Consider the following 23249-nt stretch of genomic DNA (forward strand, 5'->3'; position numbering starts at 1 on the left):
CAGTGACATCGGCAGCAGCGACTCGTCGGTTCCAGGTCTGGGCACCGACCCCCGAGACAGTCCGCCTCCAACTCGACGACACGGTGCATCCGATGCAGCGCTCCTCGAGCGGGTGGTGGCATGCGGACGTCTCGTGCAGCCCGACGAGTCGTTACGGCTTCCTGCTCGACGACGCAGACAAGGCGCTCCCGGATCCGCGGTCGCCGCGGCAGCCCGACGGAGTCCACGAGCTGTCCCAGGTCTTCGACGTCGATCCGACGCTGTGGACCGACGCGGCCTGGACCGGCCGGCAGCTGCCCGGCTCGTCGATCTACGAACTCCATATCGGCACGTTCACCGACGAGGGCACGTTCGATGCGGCCGTCACCAAGCTCGATCATCTTGTCGATCTCGGCGTGACGTTCATCGAGATCATGCCGGTGAACGGGTTCAACGGCGTGCACAACTGGGGCTACGACGGTGTTCTCTGGTACACCGTGCACGAGGCGTACGGCGGGCCGGAAGGCTTGCAGCGCTTGGTCGATGCGTGCCACGGCCACGGCATCGGCGTCGTTCTGGACGTGGTCTACAACCACCTCGGCCCGTCCGGCAACTACCTCGACCGCTTCGGCCCGTACATGACCGAGGGTGCCAACAGTTGGGGCCAGGCGATCAACTACGCCGAGGCCGACTCGGGCGAGGTGCGGCGCTACGCCCTCGACAACGCGCTGCGATGGTTCTCCGAGTTCCACATCGACGCGCTGCGACTCGACGCGGTGCACGCGATCGTCGACCACACTGCGATGCACCTCCTCGAACAGCTCTCGATCGAAACCCGAAGCCTCTCAGCTCATCTGGGCCGGCCACTGACCCTGATCGCCGAGAGCGATCTCAACGATCCGATGCTGATCACTGCTCGGTCGGGTGGCGGTTACGGACTCGACGCCCAGTGGGACGACGACATCCACCACGCGATCCACGCAGCCGTCTCCGGTGAGCGGCAGGGTTACTACGGCGATTTCGGTTCACTGCAGGGGCTTGCGAACACGCTGCGGCAGGGCTTCTTTCACGCCGGAACGTACTCGAGTTTCCGCGGTCGCGTCCACGGTCGCCCACTGGACACCCGGCGTATCCCGGCCAGTTCCCTGGTGACCTACACGACCACACACGATCAGGTGGGCAACCGCGCGATCGGCGACCGACCTGGGTTCTACCTCTCCCCCGGCCAGCTCGCGATCAAGGCCGCCCTGGTGCTGACCTCCCCCTACACTCCGATGCTGTTCATGGGCGAGGAGTGGGGGGCGTCGACGCCGTTCCAGTTCTTCACCTCGCACCCCGAGCCCGAGCTGGGCAAGGCCACCGCAGAGGGGCGCAAGGCGGAGTTCGCCGAGCACGGTTGGGACAAGAGCGATATCCCCGATCCGCAGGATCCCGAGACGTTCACGCGGTCCAAGCTGAACTGGTCGGAGCTGGGCGACGGCGATCATGGGCGACTGTTGGCCGTCTACCGGGATCTGTTGCGGCTGCGTCGTGACCGGACCGAACTGACCGATCCGTGGCTCGACCACGTGAAGGTGGAGTACGACGAGGACGCGCAGTGGATCGTCGTTCGCCGAGGCCGCATCAGCGTGGTGTGCAACCTGTCCGAATCCGCGGTGACGGTACCGGTCGGCGGCTCAGCACTGATCGAGTGGGAGCCGACGACCTCGGACGAGACCGGCTCTGCCACCACGGTTCCCGGTCACTCCGTCGTCGTGCTGGAGTCCTGACGCTTACGTAGATTGACCAGGACGAACACGGCGGTGATCGCCAGCACCACCGCGGTGGCGACGGCCGCGACATGCATGCCCGACACGAACGCAGCATGCGCGGAATCGAGCAGAACCGTCGCCACCGAGTCCGGCAACTCACGAGCCACCGCATCCGCGCCGCCGAGTGTCTCCCCTGCCCTGGCTCCGAGCTCGGGGGTCAACTGGGTGACGTCGATTCCGCGGCGGAAGATGGCCATGACCACGGTGCCGAGTACGGCGACACCCAACGCGATACCCAACTCGTATGCGGTCTCCGACACCGCCGAGGCCGCTCCCGCTCGTTCGGGTTCGACGGAGCTGACGACCAACTCGGAGGTCAGCGTGAGCGCCACACCGACCCCGGCTCCCACCAGGACGAATCCGGCGATGAACAACGCCGGTCCGCTGTCGGTCGCGAGTCCGACCAGGATGCCTGCGCCCGCGGCGGCGACGATCATCGAACACCCAGAACCGTTCCCGCGCTGAAGTATCGAACCAGGACCGCGACCAGCAGTGAGGTGACGATACTGGCGGCGGTGCCGGGCAGCAGCAACAGTCCGGCTTCGAGTGGGCTGTTGCCGAGCACGAGCTGCAGGTACTGCGAGCCGAAGAACAAGACCCCGGCGAGGGCGAACACCGACAGGAAGTTCGTGGCCACGCCCGTCGAGAACGCCCGGTTGGCGAACAGTCGTAGGTCGATCATCGGGGCGGCAAGAGTCCGCTGCCGACGGACGAACACGTACCCGGCGATGACGCCGACCACCGCGGAGAGCAGGTAGACCACGTCGAATCCGTGTGCCGCAGTCTCTTTCACCGCGAACACCACGGGGACGATGGCAAGCATCGACAGTGCCGAGCTAGTCAGGTCGAAGCGCCCCGGGTTCGGATCCTTGGACTCGGGGATGACCAGGGGCCCGAGCGCGATCAGCACGATCATCACGGGGATGTTGATGAGGAACACCGATCCCCACCAGTAATGCTCGAGCAGCCAGCCGCCCACGAGCGGGCCTGCGGCGGCACCGCCGCCTGCCATCGCGCCCCACACGCCGATCGCGGCGACGCGTTGACGCGGGTTCAGGAAGATGGTCCTGATCAGGCCGAGAGTCGCGGGCATCAGAGTTGCGCCGGAGATGCCCTGCAGCACCCGGGCGGCGATGAGCATCTCGGCGCTGGTCGACACCGCGGCGACGAGCGAGGCGAGACCGAAGCCCGCTGCTCCGATCAGCAGCAGTCGACGACGACCGATTCGATCGCCGAGCGTGCCCATGGTGATGAGCAGGCCGGCCAGGACGAACGAGTAGACGTCGATGATCCACAGCAGCTGGTTGCTGGTGGGTGCCAGATCCGCGCTGACGAACGGCAGGGCCAGATCGAGGACGGTGCCGTCCACAGCGATGAGCAGCACCGCGAAAGCAAGCACCACCAACCCGAGCCAATCTCGGGGGCCGGCCCGATGCTCGGACGCTCCGTCGACCTCGTGCACCGAACCGGTGCGCACGTCACTCACCACGATCTCCTACGTTCTGCGCTCGGCGACCGTATAGGCCGGACGAAGCGACGACACGTACCGACCGTCCAGCCGGTACAGTGATCGAGAGTACCGCGAACCGTCCAGCCGGTAAAGTGACTTTCATGTCATCGGACACCCGCGACCGAATACTCGACGCACTCGAATCGATGCTGATCGAACACGGCATGACCAAGGTGACCCTCGACAGCGTCGCCGCCGCCGCAGGCGTCTCCAAGGGCGGCCTGCTCTATCACTTCAAGACCAAGGACGCGCTGATTGCCGCCATGGTGCGACGACTCGGTGCCCAGGCCGACAAGCAACGCGCCGACGCCACAGCAGGGGGCACCTCGGTGTCCGAGTGGTATCTGCAACCACCCGACTCCATCTCCGAGAAGGAGATCGCACTGTATCGATCGACCCTGGCCGCGTTGCGTAGCGTCGACGGTAATTCCGGCGAGGTGCAGGACGCCGTCACGGAGATGATGCGATTGTGGGACGAGGGGCTACGCGCCGAAATCGACGATCCCGTTCAGGCCGAGATCATCCGACTCGTCGGCGACGGCATCTACCTTGGAGCCCTCCTCGATCTGCCGGGCGTGGACCCCGAACTGCACCGACAGGTGGTCGATCGCCTCCTCGGCCGGTAACTCCGCAGGTAGGTCCGGTGGGCCGGCTCAGGTCAGGTAGCGATACACCGGAGAGCCCGGCTCCAGCTGCTCGACGTGCAGGTGCGAATTCCGCATACGTTCGAGCAGCGGGCTCAATCCGGCCGCCGACCCGAGTTCGACGCCCACCAGAGCCGCACCGGTCTCACGGTTGTTGCGCTTGACGTACTCGAACAACGTGATGTCGTCCTCGGGGCCGAGCACCTCGTCGAGGAATCTGCGCAGCGCCCCGGGTTCCTGCGGGAAATCGACCAGGAAGTAGTGCTTGAGCCCCAGGTGGACCAGAGAGCGCTCGAGGATTTCGCCGTAACGGGAGACGTCGTTGTTACCACCCGAGACGAGGCACACGACGGTACTGCCAGGGGCGATGTCGAGGTGCTCGAGCGCAGCCACCGCGAGTGCGCCCGCGGGCTCGGCGATGACGCCCTCGTTCTGGTAGAGCGCCAGCATCGCCGTGCAGATCGCGCCCTCGTCGATCTGCGTGATCAGGAACGCGCCCGGGCCCGCACTGTCGAACACCGGCGCAGTGAGCAGCGGCAGCGAGGCATGCGAGACCACACTCGCTCCCAGCGACCGCAACGCGGCGTACGGCACGTCTCCGATGCGGCGGACGGCAGCTCCGTCGACGAACGGATCGATGTCGGCGAGTGTCACCGGACCACCGGCGATCAGTGCGGCGGTCATCGACGCGGCTCCGGACGGCTCGACGCCGACCAGTGAGGTCTGCGGTGCTCGCTCGCGCAGGTAGCTCGAGATGCCCGCGATGCATCCGCCGCCGCCGACCGGCATCACGACGACATCCGGCGCGCCGCCGAGCTGGTCGACGATCTCGGCGGCGATAGTGCCCTGGCCGGCCACGGTTCGGGGGTCGTCGAACGGCGGCACCATCGTGGCACCGGTACGAGCGACATCCTCGGCAGCGGCGGCAGCTGCCGCGTCGAACGTGTCGCCGATGACGATGAGATCGACGAATTCCCCTCCGTGCACCCGGATGCGGTCACGCTTCTGCTTCGGGGTGTTGGCCGGGACGTAGATCCTCCCCCGCACCTGCATCGTGCGGCATGCGAATGCGACGCCCTGCGCATGGTTCCCGGCGCTCGCCGTCACCACGCCCACGGCGAGCTCGGCGTCCGTCAGCTGATCCATCAGGTTGTATGCGCCGCGAATCTTGTACGACCGCACGATCTGCAGGTCCTCGCGCTTGAGGTAGACCTTCGCGCCCGTCTCCGCGGACAGCCGCTCGCACAGCTGCAGGGGTGTCGCGGCCACCACCGAAGAAATTCGCACCGCAGCGGCATCGATGTCGGCAGCGGTGACGGCTACCGACGATGAGTGCTGGGAGGCGAGTTCAGGGGATGAAGACACCAGGACATGCTGCCACCAGCGTGGAACGGTTGCCCATCCGGGACCGTTCCACGACCAGTGCAGGCACGCCTCAGGCGCGCGAGAGAACCAGAACCGGTATCTCGCGGTCGGTCTTCTTCTGGTAGTCGGCGTAGTCGGGGTACGCGGCAACCGAGCGTTCCCACCACACGGCCTTCTCGTCGCCGGTCACTTCACGTGCGATGTAGTCGTGCTTCTCGGGACCGTCCTGCAGCTCGACCAATGGCTCGGCCTTGACGTTGTGGTACCAGACGGGGTGTTTCGGCGCGCCGCCGAGGGAGGCGACGATGGCGTACTCGCCGTCGTGTTCGACCCTCATCAACGGCGACTTGCGGAGCTTGCCGCTCTTGTTGCCCTTCGTGGTCAGCAGCACGACCGGCATGCCGTTCATCATCGTGCCTTCGGTTCCGCCGGAGTTCTCGTACAGCTCGGCCTGCTCGCGGGCCCAGTCGGATGAACTCGGTTCGTATTCTCCTGTCAATGGCATGGCTTTCAGTCAACACCCACCGACGTGGCGACGCCAGGAGATCGCCAACAATGCCAGGCCGAAGCACAAGTTCGGTGGACCGAATCTTTTGTTGGGTATAGTCTGAACTTCCCGCAGCGGAGACCCGAATCTGCCGGTGGCACCAGAGGAGAACGCGATGACCTACACGAGCACCCAGGTGAGCCGTCGACCCGCTCCTACCCTGCGCACCGCGGACGTGGCAGGCATCGCATGGCCGGTCTACAAGCTCGAAGCCCTCGCACTCGGATTTCTCGTGTTCGCCGCGACCCTCGTCATCGCCGGCTCCCTGCAGGCAGCCGTGCTGGCCGGCGCAGCGGTCGCCGTAGTCGCCTGGTGGACGCTGCGGGTGACCGAGCTGGGTTCGACCGCGCCGGCGTCAGCCCGTCAAGCAGCCCGGCCCCAGTAGCGCCTTCAGGTCTCCCATCAACGCCGAGGTCGGCGTCACCCTCAGGCTGTCGTCCAGCTTCATCGTGGTGATCTTGTCGCCGCTGACCAGCCGCAGATGGACGTCCGAGGTCCCTGGGTGACTGATCAACACCCGCTTGAGCGCGCCGACCTTGTCGGCGGTGCACAGTCGCGTCGGTAGACTCACCGCGAGCGGCTTGTCGATACCGATGGCCGAAAGATCGGGCACCGCAAGGTCGTTCGCGATCAAGGAAACTCGGTCGTCACGCACCGAAACCCGACCCTTGACCAGCACTACCGAGTCCTCGGTGACATCGGCACCGAACACCGAGTACGCCTGCGGGAAGAACAGCACCTCGATACCACCGGCCAGGTCCTCGAGCTGAGCCGACGCCCACGTCAGACCGTTCTTGTTGATCCGACGATTCACCGAGGCCAGAATGCCGCCGACGGTGACCTGGGTGCCGTCCTTGATGTCACCCTCGAGGATGGTCGGGATGTTGCAGTCGGACTTCGCCGCCAACATGTGCTCGACGCCCAGGAGCGGGTGGCCCGAGACGTAGAGACCGAGCATCTCGCGCTCGAGGGCGAGCCGATGCTTGGATTCCCACTCCTCGTCCGGCACCCGGACGTTGAACACCGCAGAGATGGACTCGTCGGCATCCTCGCCGCCGAACAGGTCGAACTGGCCGATCGCCTCGGCCTTCTTGGTACCCATCACCGCGTCGATCGCATCGGCGTGAATGAGCATCAGACCTTTGCGCGGATGATCGAGCGAGTCGAAAGCACCTGCCTTGATGAGAGATTCGGTGACCTTCTTGCTGCACGCGACCGCGTCGATCTTGCCGAGGTAGTCGGAGAAGTCGGTGTACTTCGACTTCTCCGATCGCGCCCTGATAATCGACGCGACCACATTGGTACCGACGTTGCGGACAGCGCCGAGACCGAACCGGATGTCCTTGCCCACCGACGCGAAGTTGAGTTCGGACTCGTTGACGTCCGGCGGCAACACCGTGATCCCGAGCTTGCGGCAATCGGCCAGATAGATCGCAGCCTTGTCCTTGTCGTCGCCGACGCTGGTGAGCAGGCCGGCCATGTACTCGGCCGGGTAGTTGGCCTTCAGGTACGCCGTCCAGTACGACACCAGGCCGTAGCCCGCGGAGTGAGACTTGTTGAACGCGTAGCCCGCGAAGGGCAGCACGGTGTCCCACAGCGCCTTGATGGCCGCCTCGGAGAAGTCGTTGTCCAACATGCCCTGCCGGAACCCGGCGTACGCCTTCTCCAGCTCGGAGAGCTTCTTCTTACCCATGGCACGACGCAGCAGGTCGGCCTGGCCCAGGGTGTAGCCGGCCACCTTCTGCGCGAGCTGCATGATCTGCTCCTGGTAGACCACCAGGCCGTAGGTCTCGCCGAGAATCACCTTGAGCGGCTCTTCGAGCTCCGGGTGAATCGGCTTGACCTCTTGCCTACCGTTCTTGCGGTCGGCGTAATCGTTGTGCGAGTTCATGCCCATCGGACCGGGCCGGTACAGCGCCAGGACGGCGACGATGTCCTCGAAACCGGTGGGCTGCATTCGCCGGAGAAGATCGCGCATGGCACTGCCATCGAGCTGGAAGACGCCGAGAGTGTCTCCGCGAGAGAGCAAGTCGAAGGTCGCCGGGTCGTCGAGCGGGAGAGCGTCGAGGTCGATGTCGATGCCGCGGTTGGCCTTGATGTTGTCGATGGCGTCACCGATGACGGTGAGGTTTCGCAGGCCCAGGAAATCCATCTTGAGCAGGCCGATGGCCTCGCACGACGGGTAGTCCCAGCCGGTGATGATCGCGCCGTCCTGCGCGCGCTTCCACACCGGAATCGCGTCGGTCAGCGGCTCGGAGGACATGATGACCGCGCAGGCGTGCACGCCTGCGTTGCGAATCAGGCCCTCGAGTCCCTTGGCCGTCTTGTAGATGGTCGCGACGTCGGGATTCGAGTCGATGAGCGCTCGAACCTCGACGGCTTCCTTGTAGCGCTCGTGCGACGGATCGGTGATGCCCGCCACCGAGATGTCCTTGGCCATGATGGGCGGCGGCAGCGCCTTGGTGATCTGATCGGCGATCCCGAAACCGGGCTGGCCGAACTGCACTCGGGCCGAGTCCTTGATCGCGGCCTTGGTCTTGATGGTGCCGAACGTGATCACCTGGGCGACGCGATCGCTGCCCCACTTCTCGGTGGCGTAGCGGACCATCTCACCGCGGCGGCGATCATCGAAGTCGATATCGATATCGGGCATCGACACACGCTCGGGGTTGAGGAATCGCTCGAAGAGCAGACCGTGCGGCAATGGGTCGATGTTGGTGATGCCCATGGCGTAGGCGACCAACGATCCGGCGGCGGAACCTCGGCCCGGCCCGACGCGGATGCCGACGGCCTTGGCGTGGTTGATCAGGTCGCCGACCACGAGGAAGTAGGCCGGGAAGCCCATCTCGAGGATGACCTTGATCTCGTACTCGGCGCGTGCCAGGTAGTCCTCGGCCGGTCCGTCGGGGAACCGTCGCTCGAGTCCGGTCATGACCTCGTGGCGCAACCAGGTGCCCTGGGTGTGACCCTCGGGCACGGGGAAGATCGGCATGCGGTCGCGGTGCGCCCACACCTCGTCGTAGGGCTGTACTCGCTCGGCGATGAGCAGGGTGCTGTCGCACGCACCCGGCACCTGGTCGTCCCAGAGCTCGCGCATCTCGGCGGCGGACTTGAGGTAGTAGCCGTCACCGTCGAACTTGAACCTAGTGGGATCGCTGAGCGTCTTACCGGTCTGGATGCACAGCAGCGCCTCGTGGTTCTCGGCGGCATCCTTGGTGACGTAATGGCAGTCGTTGGTGGCCAACGGCGGGATCGAGAGCTTCTTGCCGATGTCGAGCAGGCCTTCGCGGACGCGTCGCTCGATGGACAGGCCGTGATCCATCAGTTCGAGGAAGAAGTTCTCCGGACCCCAGATCTCGCGCCACTTGGCAGCGGCCTCGAGCGCCTCACGATCCTGGCCGAGTCGCAACCGAGTCTGCACCTCACCCGACGGGCAGCCGGTGGTGGCGATGATGCCCTCGGCGTGCGAGGCGATGATCTCCTCGTCCATCCGGGCCCACTTGCCCAACTGACCCTCGATGGAAGCGAGCGAGGACAGCTTGAACAGGTTGCGGACTCCGGTGGCGTTCTCGGCAACCATCGTCATGTGCGTGTACGCACCGCTACCCGAGACGTCGTCGGACTTCTGGCTGCGGTCGCCCCACAGCACACGCTTCTTGTTGAACCGGGACTCGGGCGCGATGTAGGCCTCGATGCCTATGATCGGCTTGATGCCGGCCTTCTTGGCCTCGTTGTAGAACTCGCTGGCCCCGTACATGTTGCCGTGGTCGGTCATGCCGACTGCCGTCATCTCCAACCGTGCTGCCTCGGCGAACATCGCGCCGATCTTGGCGGCACCGTCGAGCATCGAATATTCGGTGTGGTTGTGCAGATGAACGAACGAATCGGCCACGAAGGTTCTCTCCTGAAGGTCGTGCGTCGGCGTGAATACGAGCCGCGAACGTACTCACTGTAAGCGGTCGAACCGACAGAATTTTCACGCTGCCGGTGTGTCCTGGGAGGACGTGACAGGTGTGACGGATGCGACGAGAAATCGCCTCATCGGGTCGGCACGGGACCGTCGTCCGGGAGCGGACCGACGACGTCCACGTGCTCCGGCAGGAGCGGCTCGACTGCGAACTTGCCGGACACCGCATCCGGCGGAAGCGCCTGCACCGCTCGCACATCGGCGCGGCCGGCCAGCTCGCTCAACTCGGCTGGGGTCGCGCGCACCACCAACGTCACCACACACGCACACCCGTCGAGCAGCCGTTGCCGCGACACTGCGGCGATCTGCGCCTGCCGGTCCCTCGCCCCGAACGATTCGGTGGCCAGGCTCGCGGCCCGCGCGGTCGAATTCAGTACCGAGCGTTCGCTGCCCGGCACGCCGACGGTCAGGATCGGGGTCTGCACACGATCGAGCGGAACACGCAAAAGCACCTGCGAGATACGAATCCCGTCGGCCACGGCGTAGGCCTGTTCGGCGGTGAGTTCGCGATCGAACGACACCGAGCCCCACCGAGGTTCGGTGTTGTCGCTGCGCAGGCTCGCCTCGGCGCGGGCCAGGTAATCGATCACCTGCTCGCCGCTGTCCGGGCCGAGCCGGTCGGTGCCCACGCCCAGCTGTCGTACCGGGTTGAGGTGCCCGATCACCGCGAGCGCCACGAACACGAGTGCAGCGGCAACGACACCGCCCAGCACTCCCCTGGTGCGCATCACGCCTTCCGAAGCACCTCGAGTGCGTGCTCGAGGTCGGCCGGATACTTGCTCTCGATCTCCACCCAGCGGCCGTCGGACGGATGCGCGAAGCCGAGCGACCGCGCATGCAGCCACTGCCGTTCCAGGCCCAACCGTTCGGCCAGCCGCGGATCGGCACCGTAGGTCAGATCGCCGCAGCACGGATGACGCAGAGCCGAGAAATGCACCCGAATCTGGTGCGTGCGACCGGTTTCCAAGTGCACGTCCAGCAGGCTCGCGGCCTGGAACGCCTCGACCGTGTCGTAGTGGGTGACGCTGGGTTTGCCGTCGGCACGAACGGCGAACTTCCAGTCGTTGCTGCCGTGTCGACCGATCGGGGCATCGATCGTTCCACTGCTCGGATCCGGATGCCCCTGCACCAATGCGTGGTAGCGCTTGTCGATCGTGCGCGCCTTGAACGCCCGCTTGAGCACGGTGTACGCGCGCTCGGACGTGGCGACCACCATGACCCCGGACGTGCCGACGTCGAGGCGGTGCACGATGCCCTGGCGTTCGTGCGCACCGGATGTAGAAATTCGGAAACCGGCGGCCGCGAGACCGCCGATGACGGTGGGTCCGGTCCAGCCGACACTGGCATGCGCAGCGACCCCGACGGGCTTGTCCACGGCCAAGATGTCGTCGTCGGCGTAGAGGATGTCCATCCCCTCGACCGGCTCCGCCTCGATCGTCAACTCACGGGCCGGCTCGGGCAGCGTCACTTCGAGCCACGACCCGGCGGCCAGCCGGTCGGACTTGCCTACGGCACCGGCATCGACCAGAACCGAGCCCTCCTCGGCCAGTGCCGCGGCGACGGTACGCGAGAGCCCGAGCAGCCGAGCGAGACCGGCGTCGACCCTCATTCCGTCCAGACCGTCGGGCACCGGCATCGAGCGCGATTCCCTCACTTGTCGGCCTCGGCTGCGGCATCGGATTTCGCCTTCGTCACCCGTTCACCGTTCGGCTCGAACCCGAACAGGCTCAGGACGACGAGCAGGATCGCACCACAGACGATGGACGAATCGGCAACGTTGAACACCGGCCACCAGCCCACCGACACGAAGTCGACGACGTGTCCCTGGAACGGACCCGGGGCACGGAAGAATCGGTCGATCAGGTTGCCGAGCGCGCCGCCGAGAACCAGACCCAAACCCAGTGCCCACCACGGCGATCGCAGCGTCCGACCGATCTTGATCACACCGATGACGACCGCGACTGCCACGACCGTGAGCAACCAGGTCATTCCGGTGGCCATCGAGAACGCCGCACCGGGATTACGCACCAGCCGCAACGTCACGACGTCTCCGACGATCGAAATCGGGTTGCCGGGCTTGACGTAATGCACCACCACGATCTTGGTCACGAGGTCGAACAGCAGAATCACGGCCGCGATCACGACCAGCAACCGCGTCTTGAGCGGCTTCGGAACGAGACTCGCGGCGCTGTCGGTATCGGTCACCTGCGAGTCCGCGGTCTCGTTCGGTGCCGGAACACTACTCGTCTCGGCTGGCGGATCGTCGGCGCGGTCTTCACTCACCTGTCCATCATGGCGTATGGACGGCGGCGGGTCCTCATCCGTGCCGCGCACCACCGGTCTCCACGGGCGGTGTCAGTAGCCTGGTGGCCGTGAAGTCGACCGATCGTTTCCGCACCGTCCGCTCCGGCACCGTCCGCTCCGGTTTCCTCGCCGCCTGCTGTGCACTGGTTCTCGTCGCCGGATGTTCGAGCACCGACTCGGACACCGATCCCGCTCCCGAGCAGGCGGCGTCCTCGAACGAGGTGACGATCGCCGTGACGCCGACGACCACCACCGTGGTCGACCCCGGCACCGAGCCGCGACGCGTACTGGCCTTCGACACCTCCGACGCGAACGAGCAGAACGTGGACCTCACCACCACCTCCACCGTCTCGCAGCAGATCAGCGACGGGACTCCGCAGGACTTCTCCAGCCCCGAACTGACCGTGCCCCTGTCCGCATCGACGTCCGATACCGTCCCGGACGACGACGCCTCGACCGGCGCTACCCGGTCCGTCGAGCTGACCATCGGAGCTGCGACGTCGCCCGACGAGGGACTGACCGACGCCCTCTCCGCATCCGAGGGCTCGTCGGCACGGCTGGCGACCACCGACTCGGGAGCGATCACCGCACTGCACATCACCCCCGCCGACGCCGCGCTCGACACCGCCCGCGCGGCGATCGAACGCTCGTTGAACGCCGCGGTGTACCGCTCCGTCGATTTCCCCGAGGCAGAGGTGGGAGTGGGCGCGACATGGACCGTCGATCAACAGGTACTGAGCGGTATCACGTTGAACCAGCGCACCACGGTCACGCTGCGAGCACTCGACGGTGACCGAGCGACCCTGGACGTCGCGATCACCCAGACGCCCGAATCGACCACCTGGAACCTGCCCGACGACGCGGGGACGCTCAACATCGAGACCTACACGTTCACCGGCTCGGGAACGCTCGAGATCGATCTGACCCGACCGCTTCCCGTCGGCGGATCGATCACCGCAGGTGGCGAGCAGATGTACACCGACCCCGAAAGCACGACCGTGCTACGTCAGACCGTCGGAGATTCGATCACCTGGGCTGCCCGATGACCGCGCGGACCGTGACGCAGCTGCTGGCGGCGCTGTCTGTCCTCGGCGTCGCCGCGTCCGGGTGCAGCGCAGACCAGCCGGCCCCGACCCCTGCACCCGCGCCCAGCTCCGTCCCCGCACCCGACCCCCTGCTCGGTGCCCCGATCACCGACTCCGGCGTCCTCGCCGCAGCGATGTTGGGTCTCGGCGACCTCCCGGACGGCTTCTCCTCGATTCCCGACCCCGTCCAGGATCTCGGTCTCGACCCGGCTCCCGAGTACGACTCCCCCGACGAGTCCGGTACCGACCCGGCCGAGTGCGCTGCGGTACTGGCACCGATCTCGGAGCAGCGGAGCGGTGCGGCGTCGAACGCAGTCGTCCGCTTCTCGGGACCGAACTTCTCCTCGATCGACGAGGATGCGGCGAGCTACCCCGATACGGGCACGGCCGAGGCCTTCACGGCGATCCAGCAGGCGTGGGTGGGGTGCACGACGTTCAGCGGCACGGACGCGGACGGGGTGAGCGTCGACTACGCGTTGGCGGGCCGGGAGCAGTCGACGGTCGGTGACGCGTCGGCCTCGGTACGCCTGACCACCAGCAGTGAAGGGTTCACCTTGGTCTCCGATGTGGTGGTGGCCGTGGTCGACTCGACCGTCGTCCAGATCGTCGTCTCGGATCAGGCCGGCCTGGAACCGGAGACCGTGACCGCTGTCGCCGAGGCTGCCGTCGAACGCATTCGATCGGTGACACCGAGCATGTGAATCGAGCCGGGCCCACGAAAAACTGCCGGTGACACGTCCCCGAGGGGACATGTCACCGGCAGTGTTCTTGTCGGTCAGAGACGATCGGCAGGACTCAGGGTGCGGGGCACGCCGGGCTGGTCAGCTGCGCGAGCGAGACGATGCCGCACGCGTTGTCCTTGGAGAGCTTCCAGACGCCGTCCTCGGGGACGAACTGGAAGGTGCCGGGGTTGGCCTGGCCGTTGAGCGTGATCGTGATGCCTGCGTTGAGGACGCCGGTGCCGAGATCGTCGATGCTGGTGATCTCGATTTGCGCGTTGTTCGCGACGGCAGCGGCGGCGACCTGGTTGATCAGTTCGGGGTCCTCGGATGCACCCTGGATCAGGGCGGCCTTCTCCTCGACCGGAACGTTGGGGTCGAGCCCGCGTACGAGCTGAGCGTTGAGGTCCTCCACGGTCGGCACCGGCGGGTACGCACCGGCGTCGGGAGCGGCAGCGGCAGACGTTGTGACCGCCGTCGTCGTCGCGGTGGGCTCTTCGTCGCCTCCGGAGCTGCAGGCGGTCATGGTGAGCGCTCCGGCGATGGCGATGCCGGCAACCATTGCCCGTCGGGTGTTACGAAGCTTCAAGTGCTTGTCCTTTTCACTCTGAGTCACGTCTCGATCGTTCTGTGACTCGTCGGTCGTCTGGAATGGGGTCGTCTCGGACCTGGTCCACTATGTCAGCTCGACACGCCCGAGTCACAACGCGATCGGCATACCTGTGAAACCTCACAGAGTTTCCTCAGCGACGCCACAACTCACTTCAGGCTGTCGAGAACGTCGGCAACGACCAGGTTCTCGTCCGATTCGGCGAAGGTGCGCGCGATTCCCGGCCCGCTGGTTCGCGTCTCGAATCGCACGGTCACCACCGAGTGACCGGCCCCCTGCACCCAGCCGTGACCGAAGTCGGGATGCCGGACGTCCATGCCCGGTTGCCACCGCGGACCGTCCGGGACGACGACATCCGCGGCGGCCTCGATCAGTGCAGGCGACTCCTCGGTCGCATCCGCGGCCGGCTCGTACTCCAGCTCGGGAAACAGCGAACCCTGTCGCACGGCCGACAATCCGGCCAGCCCGACGCCGACCAGCCTGATCGGACCGACGTCGACCGGATCGACGGCAAGTCGCTGCGCCGTGGCCACGATGGTCTGCTTGTCCACCGTCGCGTACGGCAACGTTGCCGATCGGGTGATGATGCTCATGTCGGACTTGCGCAGTTTCAGTACCACCGTCCTGGCACCCCGACCGTCCTTCAGCAACCGGCGATGCGTCGAATCGACGATGGACTCGATGGCCGGGCGGAGCTGAGCGAGAGAGATCAGGTCCTGTGCGAACGTCGTCTCGGCGCTGACCTGTTTGGCCTCGGCCCGCTCGGCCACGACGCGATTGTCGATTCCGCGTGCGAGCTGATGCAGGCTCGGCCCCATCGTGGCCCCGAGAATCGACGCCACCTCGGACTCCGGGGTGGCCACGAACTTGCCGATGGTGTCGATCCCCAAGCGTCGCAAGCGCTCTCCGGCCACCGGTCCGATCCCCCACAATTTCCGAACCGGCAGAGCCGCCATCAACTCGGCCTGGATTCCCGGAGCGACGACGGTGATGCCGTCGGGTTTGGCCAGTCCCGACGCGATCTTGGCAATCTGTTTTCCGGATCCGGCACCGATCGAGGCGACCAGTCCGGTCTCGGCGAGTATCAGTGCGCGCAGGCCCGCGCAGAACTGCTCGACCTCGTGAACCGTCGCACCGGCGAGTTCGAGCGGCTCACCGAACGCCTCGTCGATCGAGAGTTGTTCGAGAACGGGCATGGGTCCGCGTAGTGCCTCGAAAGCGCGTCGGCTGAGCTCGGAGTAGAGAACGAACCGCGGTGGCAACACCACGGCCCCGGCTCCGACGAGTCGGCGAGCCTGATGCATCGGCATGGCCGAACGCGCCCCGAAGGCACGCGCCTGGTAGCTGCAACCGGCCACCACTCCCCGCCCACCCGCGCCGCCGACGAGGACCGGGCGGCCCCGCAACGTGGGGCGAGTGAGCTGTTCGGCGGATGCGAAGAACGCGTCCATGTCCAGGTGCAGCACCCATCGGCGACTCCGGAGAGTGTCGTCGGCGATGTTCGACATCGTCAGCCGAGATCGACGGTGAAGCCGAGCGCCTGCGCCGCCCGTTCGGGTGTCGGATCCGACCACAGCTCGCCGTACACCTCGCTCGTCGTCAGCGATCGCATGTGCGCGGTGTCGATGTACAGGGTGCCGTGGAGATGGTCGGTCTCGTGGGCCACGATCCTGGCCGGCCAGCCGGCAACCACCTCGTCGATCTCGCGACCGGCTTCGTCGGTGCACTCGAGCCGCACCTCGGCCGCTCGCGTCACGACGGCCTGATAACCGGGAACACTGAGACAACCCTCGTAGAAGCCTGCGGTCCGCGATCCGACCGGGGTGTACCGAGGATTGACCAGTACCCGGAACGGAAGCGGCGTGCGCTCCCGGACCCGGGACACCTCCGCTTCGACGTCGCAGCGATCCTCGATCACTGCGATCTGCAACGGGATGCCGATCTGCGGTGCGGCCAGGCCGACACCGGGCGCGTCGTGCATGGTCGCGCGCATCACCTCGATCAACTCCGCGAACGTCTCGGAGTCGAGCTGACCGGAATACCGCGCTGCCTCGGACCGCAGAACCGGGTCACCCGCCGCGACGATGGGCACGACGCCGCCGCGAGCTTCGGCGAGAAGCTCGCGGACGGCACCGACCGATACGTCGCCGTCGATCATGACGACTTGGTGATCGCTGCCCGCACTCCCTCACCGAGATCGCTGCCGTCGTCGCCGACGCGTCCGTCGACGAGCGAGAGTGCGAGCACCTCACCGGCGATGAGATCGCGGTGCGTGTCGAGCCACGCCTGCCGATGTTCGGGGACCTCGATGACGATGTCGATGCGGTCCGAGACGTCGAAGCCGTGATTGCGACGCGCGTCCTGCAGTTCGCGGATGCGGTCCTTGGCCCAGCCCTCGGCTTCGAGTTCCTCGGTGACGGCGGAATCGAGCACGACCAGTCCGGCGTTTCCTGGCAACGGTGCCGTCGATTCGGGCTCGGCGGCAACGAGCCTGCGAGTGAATTCCTCCGGCAGCAGCGCAATTCCTGCTGCGCTCACCACACCGTCCGCGTCCTCGGACCAATCGCCTGCCTTCACGGCCTTGATGACGGTCTGGACGTCCTTGCCGATCCGCGGGCCCGCAGCACGCGCATTGACGACGAGCTCGAACTTTCCGTGTACCGCAACGTCTTCGGTCAGATAGACCTTCTTGACGTTGACCTCGTCGGCGATGATGTCGACGAACGGACGCAGCCGCTCCGCATCGGCGGCCGCGACGGTCACCTCGGGCAGCGGCAACCGCACGCGCAGGTTCTGTGCCTTGCGCAGACCCAGAACGGTCGAGCACACGGTGCGGACTTCGTCCATGCTCTCGACGAGTTCGGGATCCGACGGCAGTTCGTCGGCCTCGGGCCAGTCCGTCAGGTGCACCGAGCGGCCACCGGTCAAGCCCCGCCACACCACTTCGCTGATCAGCGGCAACAGCGGGGCGGCGATACGCGTGAGCACCTCGAGCACGGTGTGCAGGGTGTCGATCGCGTCGGCGTCCTCGCTCCAGAACCGCGAACGCGACCGTCGCACATACCAATTGGTCAGCGCATCGCAGAACGTGCGCAGCTCGTCGCAGGCACCGGCGATGTCGTTGCCCTCGAGCGCATCGGTGATCGCGTCGCGGGTGGCCGACAGCTTGGCCAGAACGTAGCGATCGAGCACGTGCGGAGAATCGGTACGCCATTGCCCGGGCTTCGAGGCGTAGAGCTGAAGGAAGCTCCACGCATTCCAGATCGGCAGCAACGCCTGGCGGACGCCCTCGCGGATGCCCTGCTCGGTGACGATGAGGTTGCCGCCGCGCAGGATCGGTGAGGACATCAGGAACCACCGCATGGCGTCGGAGCCGTCGCGGTCGAAGACCTCCTTGACGTCCGGGTAGTTGCCCTTGGACTTGCTCATCTTCAAGCCGTCGTCACCGAGCACGATGCCGTGTGCGGCAACGGTCTTGAACGCCGGACGATCGAACAATGCGGTCGCGAGCACGTGCAGGGTGTAGAACCAGCCGCGTGTCTGCCCATTGTACTCGACGATGAAATCGCCCGGGTTGTGCGTGGAGAACCACTCCTCGTTCTCGAACGGGAAGTGCACCTGCGCATACGGCATCGAGCCGGACTCGAACCAGCAGTCCAACACCTCGGGAACGCGACGCATCGTGGACTTACCCGTCGGGTCGTCCGGGTTGGGACGCGTCAGATCGTCGATGTAGGGCCGGTGTAGATCGGTCGGCCGCACACCGAAGTCACGCTCGAGCTCGTCCAGGCTGCCGTACACATCCAGCCGCGGGTAGGCCGGGTCGTCGGAGGTCCACGCCGGAATCGGGCTGCCCCAGTATCGGTTTCGGCTGATGTTCCAGTCGCGTGCACCTTCGAGCCACTTGCCGAACTGGCCGTCCTTGATGTGCTCGGGAACCCAGGTGATCTCCTGGTTCAGCTCGACCATCCGATCACGGAACTTGGTCACCGCGACGAACCACGACGGCACTGCCATGTAGATCAGTGGCTGACCACTGCGCCAGCTGTGTGGGTACGAGTGCTCGATGGTTTCGTGCCGCAGCAACCGACCCGAGGCCTTGAGGTCCTTGATGATCACCGGATTGGCGTCGAACACCATCAGGCCCTCGTACGGCGGCACCAGCGAGGTGAACTTGCCGCCTGCGTCGAGCGGCTGCACCACCTCGATGCCGTTCGCGGTGGCGACGTCCATATCCTCCTCACCGAAAGCCGGTGCGAGGTGGACGATTCCGGTGCCCGAATCGGTGGTGACGTAGTCGGCCTGCAGCACGCGGTGCGAGTTCTCGTGGCCGAGGAAGAAATCGTACGGCGGTGCGTAGGCAAGTCCGACCAACTCGGTACCGGTGTGCTCCGAGAGCACCTCCGGCTCCTCCCCCAGTTCCTTCGCGTAGTGCGAAAGACGCGCAGCGGCAAGCACGTAACGCTCACCGTCGGTGCCTCGCACCTGCACGTACTGCACCTCGGGATGCACCGCGATCGCCAGGTTCGACGGCAGGGTCCACGGCGTGGTGGTCCAGATCAACGCGTTCGCGCCGTCCAGGGGCGAGCCGGGAGCCGTCAACGGCATCGTGACGGTGACCGCGGGATCCTGACGCATCTTGTACGCGTCGTCGAGGCGGGTCTCCTGATTGGACAGGGGTGTCTGCTCGTACCAGCTGTACGGCAGAACTCGGTAGCCCTGGTAGATCAGGCCCTTGTCGTGCAGCGTCTTGAACGCCCACATGACGGACTCCATGAAGTCGACGTCGAGAGTCTTGTAGTCGTTGTCGAAGTCGACCCACCGCGCCTGCCGGGTGACATAGTCCCGCCACTCGTCGGTGTACTGGAGCACCGACTGCTTGCAGTAGGCGTTGAACTTCGCCAGGCCCATCTCGTCGATCTCGGACTTGTCCTTGATACCGAGCTGCTTCTCCGCTTCCAACTCTGCGGGCAGACCGTGGCAGTCCCAGCCGAAGCGGCGCTCGACCTTCTTGCCCCGCATCGTCTGGAATCGCGGGACGAGGTCCTTGACGTAACCGGTGAGGAGGTGGCCGTAGTGCGGCAGACCGTTCGCGAAGGGAGGGCCGTCGTAGAAGACGAACTCCTCGGCACCCGCTCGATTGTCGATGCTGGCTCGGAAGGTGCCGTCCTCGGCCCACTCGTGCAGCACGATGCGTTCGAGATCGGGGAACGGGACACTGCCCGATCGGCCCTCGGCCAAATCGACCAGCGGGTACGACGCATTCTTCGGACGTGCGCTCGCATCTGTCATATCTGTCTCCTCCGTGCCGGACGCGTACTGGACGCGACACCTGTTGGCACGGGGACGACATTCGACGATCGGGACGTCGGATACCGCGGTACCACCCCGCTTGCTCGGCTCCGACGACACTGTCGCCGGAGCAAGCCTCTCCACGTGAGCTGTGACGGGCTCACCCGTTCGGTTCTACTGGACGTCGATTCGAGGTGGTTGCCCCTCGAACCGAGTCGTTCTTCCGAAGGCTCCCCGGTGATGGCCGGATCGACGCCTGAAACAACTGGGGAAAATCAGCACATATTACTTATCGGGTTCCGGCGGTGGTCGTTTGCCCGTCAATGCACCGACAAGTAGCAGGACTGCTCCCACGATACACACGACGATGCAGGCCCACGCCCACACAACCGACCCCGTCATCAACGCGAGAACCAGAAAGCCGAAACCGATAGCCGCTGCGCCGAGAGTCAGGACCAGCACGTGATTCCTCGCTCACCGTTCGACGCGACGTCAGGGTGCGATGCTGCCGTGTTCGGCAGCATCGGCACGAACTCCTGCGTCAGTTGCCCTTGGCGTACGACTGGCTGTACCCCGACGACTGGCTGTCCTGGTTGAAGTTGTCCTGCCCGTTGTCCACCGGCAGCGCCGAGGAACGGTTCTCGAGCTCTTCGAGCTGCGATTCCAGGTAGGACTTGAGCCGCACGCGGTACTCCCGCTCGAACGTCTTGAGCTGCTCGATGCGACCTTCGAGTACCGAACGCTGCTGGTTGATCGTCGCCATGATCTCGGTGTGCTTGCGTTCGGCATCGGCCTGCAATGCGTCGGCCTTCTCCTTGGCCTGACGCAGCTGGGTCTCGGAGCGCGTCTGTGCGTCGGACAGCAGCGACTCGGACTTCTGCCGAGCCTCGGACATCATCGACTCCGAACGCGTGCGGGCATCCGAGACCAGACGCTCGGCGTTGGTGCGCGCGTTGCCGAGCAGCTGCTCGGACTCCGACTTGGCATCACCGGTGAGACGATCGGCCATCTCCTGAGCGAGGCCCAGAATCTTGGCGGCCTGCATGTTGGAGTCGCCACTCTGCTGCGGGGCCGCCGCAACGGGTGCGACCGGAGCGGGCTGCGCCGCGACGGGCGGTGGCTTGGGGGGATCCACCGGGCGCTGTGGCTCGGCCTTCGGTGCCGCGACCTGAGCCGCCTGCGGGCTCTGCCGCGAAGCGTTCTTGGCGTCCGCAAGCTCCTGGTCGAGCTCACCGACCCGCTGGCGGAGGTCGGCGTTCTCTTCGATCAGTCGCGACAACTCTTGCTCGACGAGGTCGAGAAAAGCGTCGACCTCGTCTTCGTTGTAACCACGCTTACCGATGGGCGGCTTGCTGAACGCGACATTGTGCACATCAGCTGGAGTCAGCGGCATGGAAGGATCCCTTCACGCGTCTTGGGGCGGTAGAGCAAGCATTCAGTTATATGCCATTCCGCGCGAGTGCAGAACAATCAAACTGTAACTGGCGTCCATTCTGTCACACAGGACACGCAGCATGCGCTGGGTCCCGCGTTCTAACATTTCGTCTGCGATCTCAGGCCGCGAGACCGCTGGTCACATTCCACGCGATGAAGACGACGAACAGCAGGACCATGATGGACAGGTCCAGTCGCACTCCGCCGAGGTTGAGCGGCGGAATTATCCTGCGGAGGAACTTCACCGGCGGGTCGGTGACCGTGAAGATCGCCTCGAGCACGATGACGACCAACCCGGTCGGTTGCCAATCTCTCGCGAAAGTTCTGATGAACTCGACGATGATTCGACCGATGAGAAGGAGCCAAAAAAGAAACAATACGATGTTGATCACCGTGAACACGATCACGGCTATACTCTGCCTGAATTCGACGGGCTGAGCAAAGCGCGCTGGTCACAGCCCTGCACTACCTCTCCGAACAGCGAATCTCTCACTGCTGACTGTAGAAGCCGGTCTCGGCGATCCGCCTGCGCTCCTGCGGCGAGACATCGACGTCGGCCGGCGAGAGCAGGAATACCTTGGTCGCAACCTTGTCGAAGGAACCGCGCAGCGCGAAGGCGAGGCCTGCCGCGAAATCGACCAGGCGCTTGGCGTCCGCGTTGCTCATCTCGACCAGGTCCATGATGACCGGAGTGCCGTCGCGGAAACGCTCACCGATGGTGCGCGCCTCGCTGTAGTCACGCGGTCGCAACGTGGTGATCTTCGAGAGCGGGCCGCCGTCGTCCGCGATCGGGCTGCGTCGCGTCTCCGCACGCACGTCCATCCGAGTGTCCATGGCCAACGCTCCCCTGGTTGCCGCACCTCGCGTGGTCGGTGCCGCGCCACGTCCTCGTCCGCCGATCGGGGCCAGCGTCGCCGGACGCGGGGCCTCGTAGTCGTCGTAGTCGTCATCGACCTGCGCGTGCCGAGATCCACCGAACGACGGCTTCACGAATTCACGCTCATCCATGTCGTCGTAGCTGTCACGACCACCACGGGAACTGCGTCGCGTGTCCGGATCGTCGAGGTAGTCGTCCTCGTAGTCGGCGAGCGGAACCATGCCGAAGTACGCCTTGAACTTGTGCAGGGTGCTCATCGTTCTGCCTTCCGTGGCGGTGTGTCTACTGTCCATCTCCAGGTTCGCAAGTGTCTGTTGTGACTGATGTGATCCATGGACTGTTATTGCGAGGTTATCGGCCGCGCGCCGAGTATTGCGGTACCGACACGCACGCACGTCGATCCGTGCCGCACAGCAGCTTCCAGGTCTCCGGTCATGCCTGCGGACAGCTCGAGCGCTTCGGGATGATCGGCCGTCAGCCGACGGTGCAGGCTCTCGAGATCGGCGAATGCGGCGTCCGGATCGGCACCGAGCGGTGGCACCGCCATCAACCCCGCCAAACGCAACCCGGACGCGTTCGACACCGCGTCGGCGAGCTCGTGGAGTTCGTCGCGTTCTACGCCGCCGCGGTGCACATCCCCGTCGAGACTGACCTGAACGATCACGTCGAGTTCGGTCCGACGCACACCCTCGTCCAATGCCGCCGTCGTCGCCTTGGACAGTGCGGCCACCAACCGCGCACTGTCGACGGAATGAATGGCGTGCGCCCACGCGGCAACCGACTTCGCCTTGTTTCGCTGCAGGTGTCCGATCATGTGCCAGCGAGGCGGATCGCCGACGAAATCTTCGGCCGTCTCGGCGACCTTGGGCGACGCGTCCTGCTCTCGGGACTCGCCGAAGTCGCGGCACCCCAGTTCGTAGAGAATCCGCACGTCCGAGGCGGGGAAGAACTTGGTCACCGGCAGCAGAGCCACGTCGGCGGGCGACCGGCCCGCATCGACACAGGCACGGTGCAACCGCTCACGCACCGACGTCAACGCCGTCTCGATCTCCTGCGCCCGGTCGGTGCCCGACGCGCCGCCGGTGGGTTCGCTCATGACAACCTC

Annotated in this window: 19 protein-coding genes and 1 pseudogene; 5 read left to right on the forward strand and 15 right to left on the reverse strand. The window is 65.6% G+C overall.

Annotation, left to right across the window (positions count from 1 at the left end; genetic code table 11):
* The first annotated feature begins 2 nt into the window (after positions 1 to 2).
* Entirely contained in the window at positions 3 to 1748 is a 1746-nt protein-coding gene (treZ, locus tag QM590_RS03020; protein WP_269593996.1) for a malto-oligosyltrehalose trehalohydrolase, read from the forward strand.
* On the opposite strand, the pseudogene QM590_RS03025 reads toward treZ, so the two are convergent.
* Positions 1721 to 3267, reverse strand: a pseudogene (locus QM590_RS03025) (MFS transporter). The gene treZ and the pseudogene QM590_RS03025 overlap by 28 nt on opposite strands.
* Positions 3268 to 3401: 134 nt before the next feature.
* Between QM590_RS03025 and QM590_RS03030 the strand changes: the two are divergent.
* Positions 3402 to 3926: a TetR/AcrR family transcriptional regulator gene (locus QM590_RS03030; RefSeq protein WP_269593915.1), complete on the forward strand. Its 525-nt coding sequence runs from the start codon at positions 3402 to 3404 to the stop codon at positions 3924 to 3926.
* Positions 3927 to 3953: 27 nt separating this feature from the next.
* On the opposite strand, the gene ilvA is transcribed toward QM590_RS03030, so the two are convergent.
* Both ilvA and QM590_RS03040 read right to left on the reverse strand, forming a co-directional pair.
* Positions 3954 to 5309, reverse strand: a complete 1356-nt coding sequence (gene ilvA / locus QM590_RS03035) for a threonine ammonia-lyase IlvA (protein WP_269593914.1) — start codon at positions 5307 to 5309, stop codon at positions 3954 to 3956.
* Between the two features lie 70 nt (positions 5310 to 5379).
* Positions 5380 to 5814, reverse strand: coding sequence for a nitroreductase family deazaflavin-dependent oxidoreductase (locus tag QM590_RS03040; RefSeq protein WP_269593913.1), 435 nt, complete (start codon positions 5812 to 5814; stop codon positions 5380 to 5382).
* 157 nt (positions 5815 to 5971) lie between these two features.
* Between QM590_RS03040 and QM590_RS03045 the strand changes: the two genes are divergently transcribed.
* Entirely contained in the window at positions 5972 to 6241 is a 270-nt protein-coding gene (locus tag QM590_RS03045) for a hypothetical protein (RefSeq protein WP_269593912.1), read from the forward strand.
* On the opposite strand, the gene dnaE is transcribed toward QM590_RS03045, so the two are convergent.
* From dnaE to lspA, 4 genes are all read right to left on the reverse strand, one after another.
* Positions 6212 to 9748, reverse strand: coding sequence for a DNA polymerase III subunit alpha (dnaE, locus tag QM590_RS03050; protein ID WP_269593911.1), 3537 nt, complete (start codon positions 9746 to 9748; stop codon positions 6212 to 6214). The genes QM590_RS03045 and dnaE overlap by 30 nt on opposite strands.
* A 146-nt stretch (positions 9749 to 9894) precedes the next feature.
* On the reverse strand, positions 9895 to 10551 hold the full coding sequence (locus QM590_RS03055; RefSeq protein WP_269593995.1) for a hypothetical protein: 657 nt from the start codon (positions 10549 to 10551) through the stop codon (positions 9895 to 9897).
* Positions 10551 to 11477, reverse strand: coding sequence for an RluA family pseudouridine synthase (locus QM590_RS03060; RefSeq protein ID WP_269593910.1), 927 nt, complete (start codon positions 11475 to 11477; stop codon positions 10551 to 10553). The genes QM590_RS03055 and QM590_RS03060 overlap by 1 nt, the downstream gene beginning before the upstream one ends.
* Positions 11474 to 12106 carry a signal peptidase II gene (gene lspA / locus QM590_RS03065; protein ID WP_394855419.1) on the reverse strand — a complete coding sequence of 211 codons (633 nt, stop codon included), beginning with the start codon at positions 12104 to 12106 and terminating at the stop codon, positions 11474 to 11476. Before lspA ends, QM590_RS03060 begins: the two co-directional genes overlap by 4 nt.
* A gap of 89 nt (positions 12107 to 12195) precedes the next feature.
* On the opposite strand from lspA, the gene QM590_RS03070 reads away from it, so the two are divergent.
* The gene (locus QM590_RS03070; RefSeq protein ID WP_269593909.1) at positions 12196 to 13173 is read left to right on the forward strand and encodes a hypothetical protein; all 978 of its coding nucleotides are present in this window, start codon (positions 12196 to 12198) and stop codon (positions 13171 to 13173) included.
* A complete protein-coding gene (locus tag QM590_RS03075) occupies positions 13170 to 13913 on the forward strand; it encodes a hypothetical protein (protein ID WP_269593908.1) in 744 nt (247 codons plus the stop codon). The genes QM590_RS03070 and QM590_RS03075 overlap by 4 nt, the downstream gene beginning before the upstream one ends.
* Positions 13914 to 14007: 94 nt before the next feature.
* Here the strand turns inward: QM590_RS03075 and QM590_RS03080 are convergent, their stop codons facing one another.
* The 8 genes from QM590_RS03080 to QM590_RS03115 all read right to left on the reverse strand — a co-directional run bounded on the left by QM590_RS03080 (position 14008) and on the right by QM590_RS03115 (position 23240).
* The gene (locus tag QM590_RS03080) at positions 14008 to 14493 is read right to left on the reverse strand and encodes a WKL family lipoprotein (RefSeq protein WP_176460298.1); all 486 of its coding nucleotides are present in this window, start codon (positions 14491 to 14493) and stop codon (positions 14008 to 14010) included.
* Positions 14494 to 14690: 197 nt separating this feature from the next.
* Positions 14691 to 16049, reverse strand: a complete 1359-nt coding sequence (locus QM590_RS03085) for a DNA polymerase IV (RefSeq protein ID WP_269593993.1) — start codon at positions 16047 to 16049, stop codon at positions 14691 to 14693.
* Positions 16050 to 16051: 2 nt separating this feature from the next.
* Complete coding sequence (locus QM590_RS03090) at positions 16052 to 16699, reverse strand: peptide deformylase (protein ID WP_269593907.1); 648 nt, start codon at positions 16697 to 16699, stop codon at positions 16052 to 16054.
* Entirely contained in the window at positions 16696 to 19833 is a 3138-nt protein-coding gene (gene ileS, locus QM590_RS03095) for an isoleucine--tRNA ligase (RefSeq protein ID WP_269593906.1), read from the reverse strand. The genes QM590_RS03090 and ileS overlap by 4 nt, the downstream gene beginning before the upstream one ends.
* Before the next feature lie 541 nt (positions 19834 to 20374).
* Positions 20375 to 21226 (reverse strand): DivIVA-like cell division protein Wag31, encoded by an 852-nt coding sequence (gene wag31, locus QM590_RS03100; RefSeq protein WP_094640120.1) that lies wholly within the window; start codon positions 21224 to 21226, stop codon positions 20375 to 20377.
* A 160-nt stretch (positions 21227 to 21386) separates the two neighbouring features.
* Positions 21387 to 21674, reverse strand: coding sequence for a YggT family protein (locus tag QM590_RS03105; protein ID WP_068051947.1), 288 nt, complete (start codon positions 21672 to 21674; stop codon positions 21387 to 21389).
* Positions 21675 to 21756: 82 nt separating this feature from the next.
* Positions 21757 to 22401: a cell division protein SepF gene (locus tag QM590_RS03110; protein ID WP_269593905.1), complete on the reverse strand. Its 645-nt coding sequence runs from the start codon at positions 22399 to 22401 to the stop codon at positions 21757 to 21759.
* 83 nt (positions 22402 to 22484) lie between these two features.
* Complete coding sequence (locus QM590_RS03115; RefSeq protein WP_269593904.1) at positions 22485 to 23240, reverse strand: YggS family pyridoxal phosphate-dependent enzyme; 756 nt, start codon at positions 23238 to 23240, stop codon at positions 22485 to 22487.
* Between the last annotated feature and the right edge of the window lie 9 nt (positions 23241 to 23249).

The sequence above is a fragment of the Rhodococcus sp. IEGM 1372 genome (assembly GCF_030056835.1).
Lineage (GTDB): Bacteria > Actinomycetota > Actinomycetes > Mycobacteriales > Mycobacteriaceae > Rhodococcoides.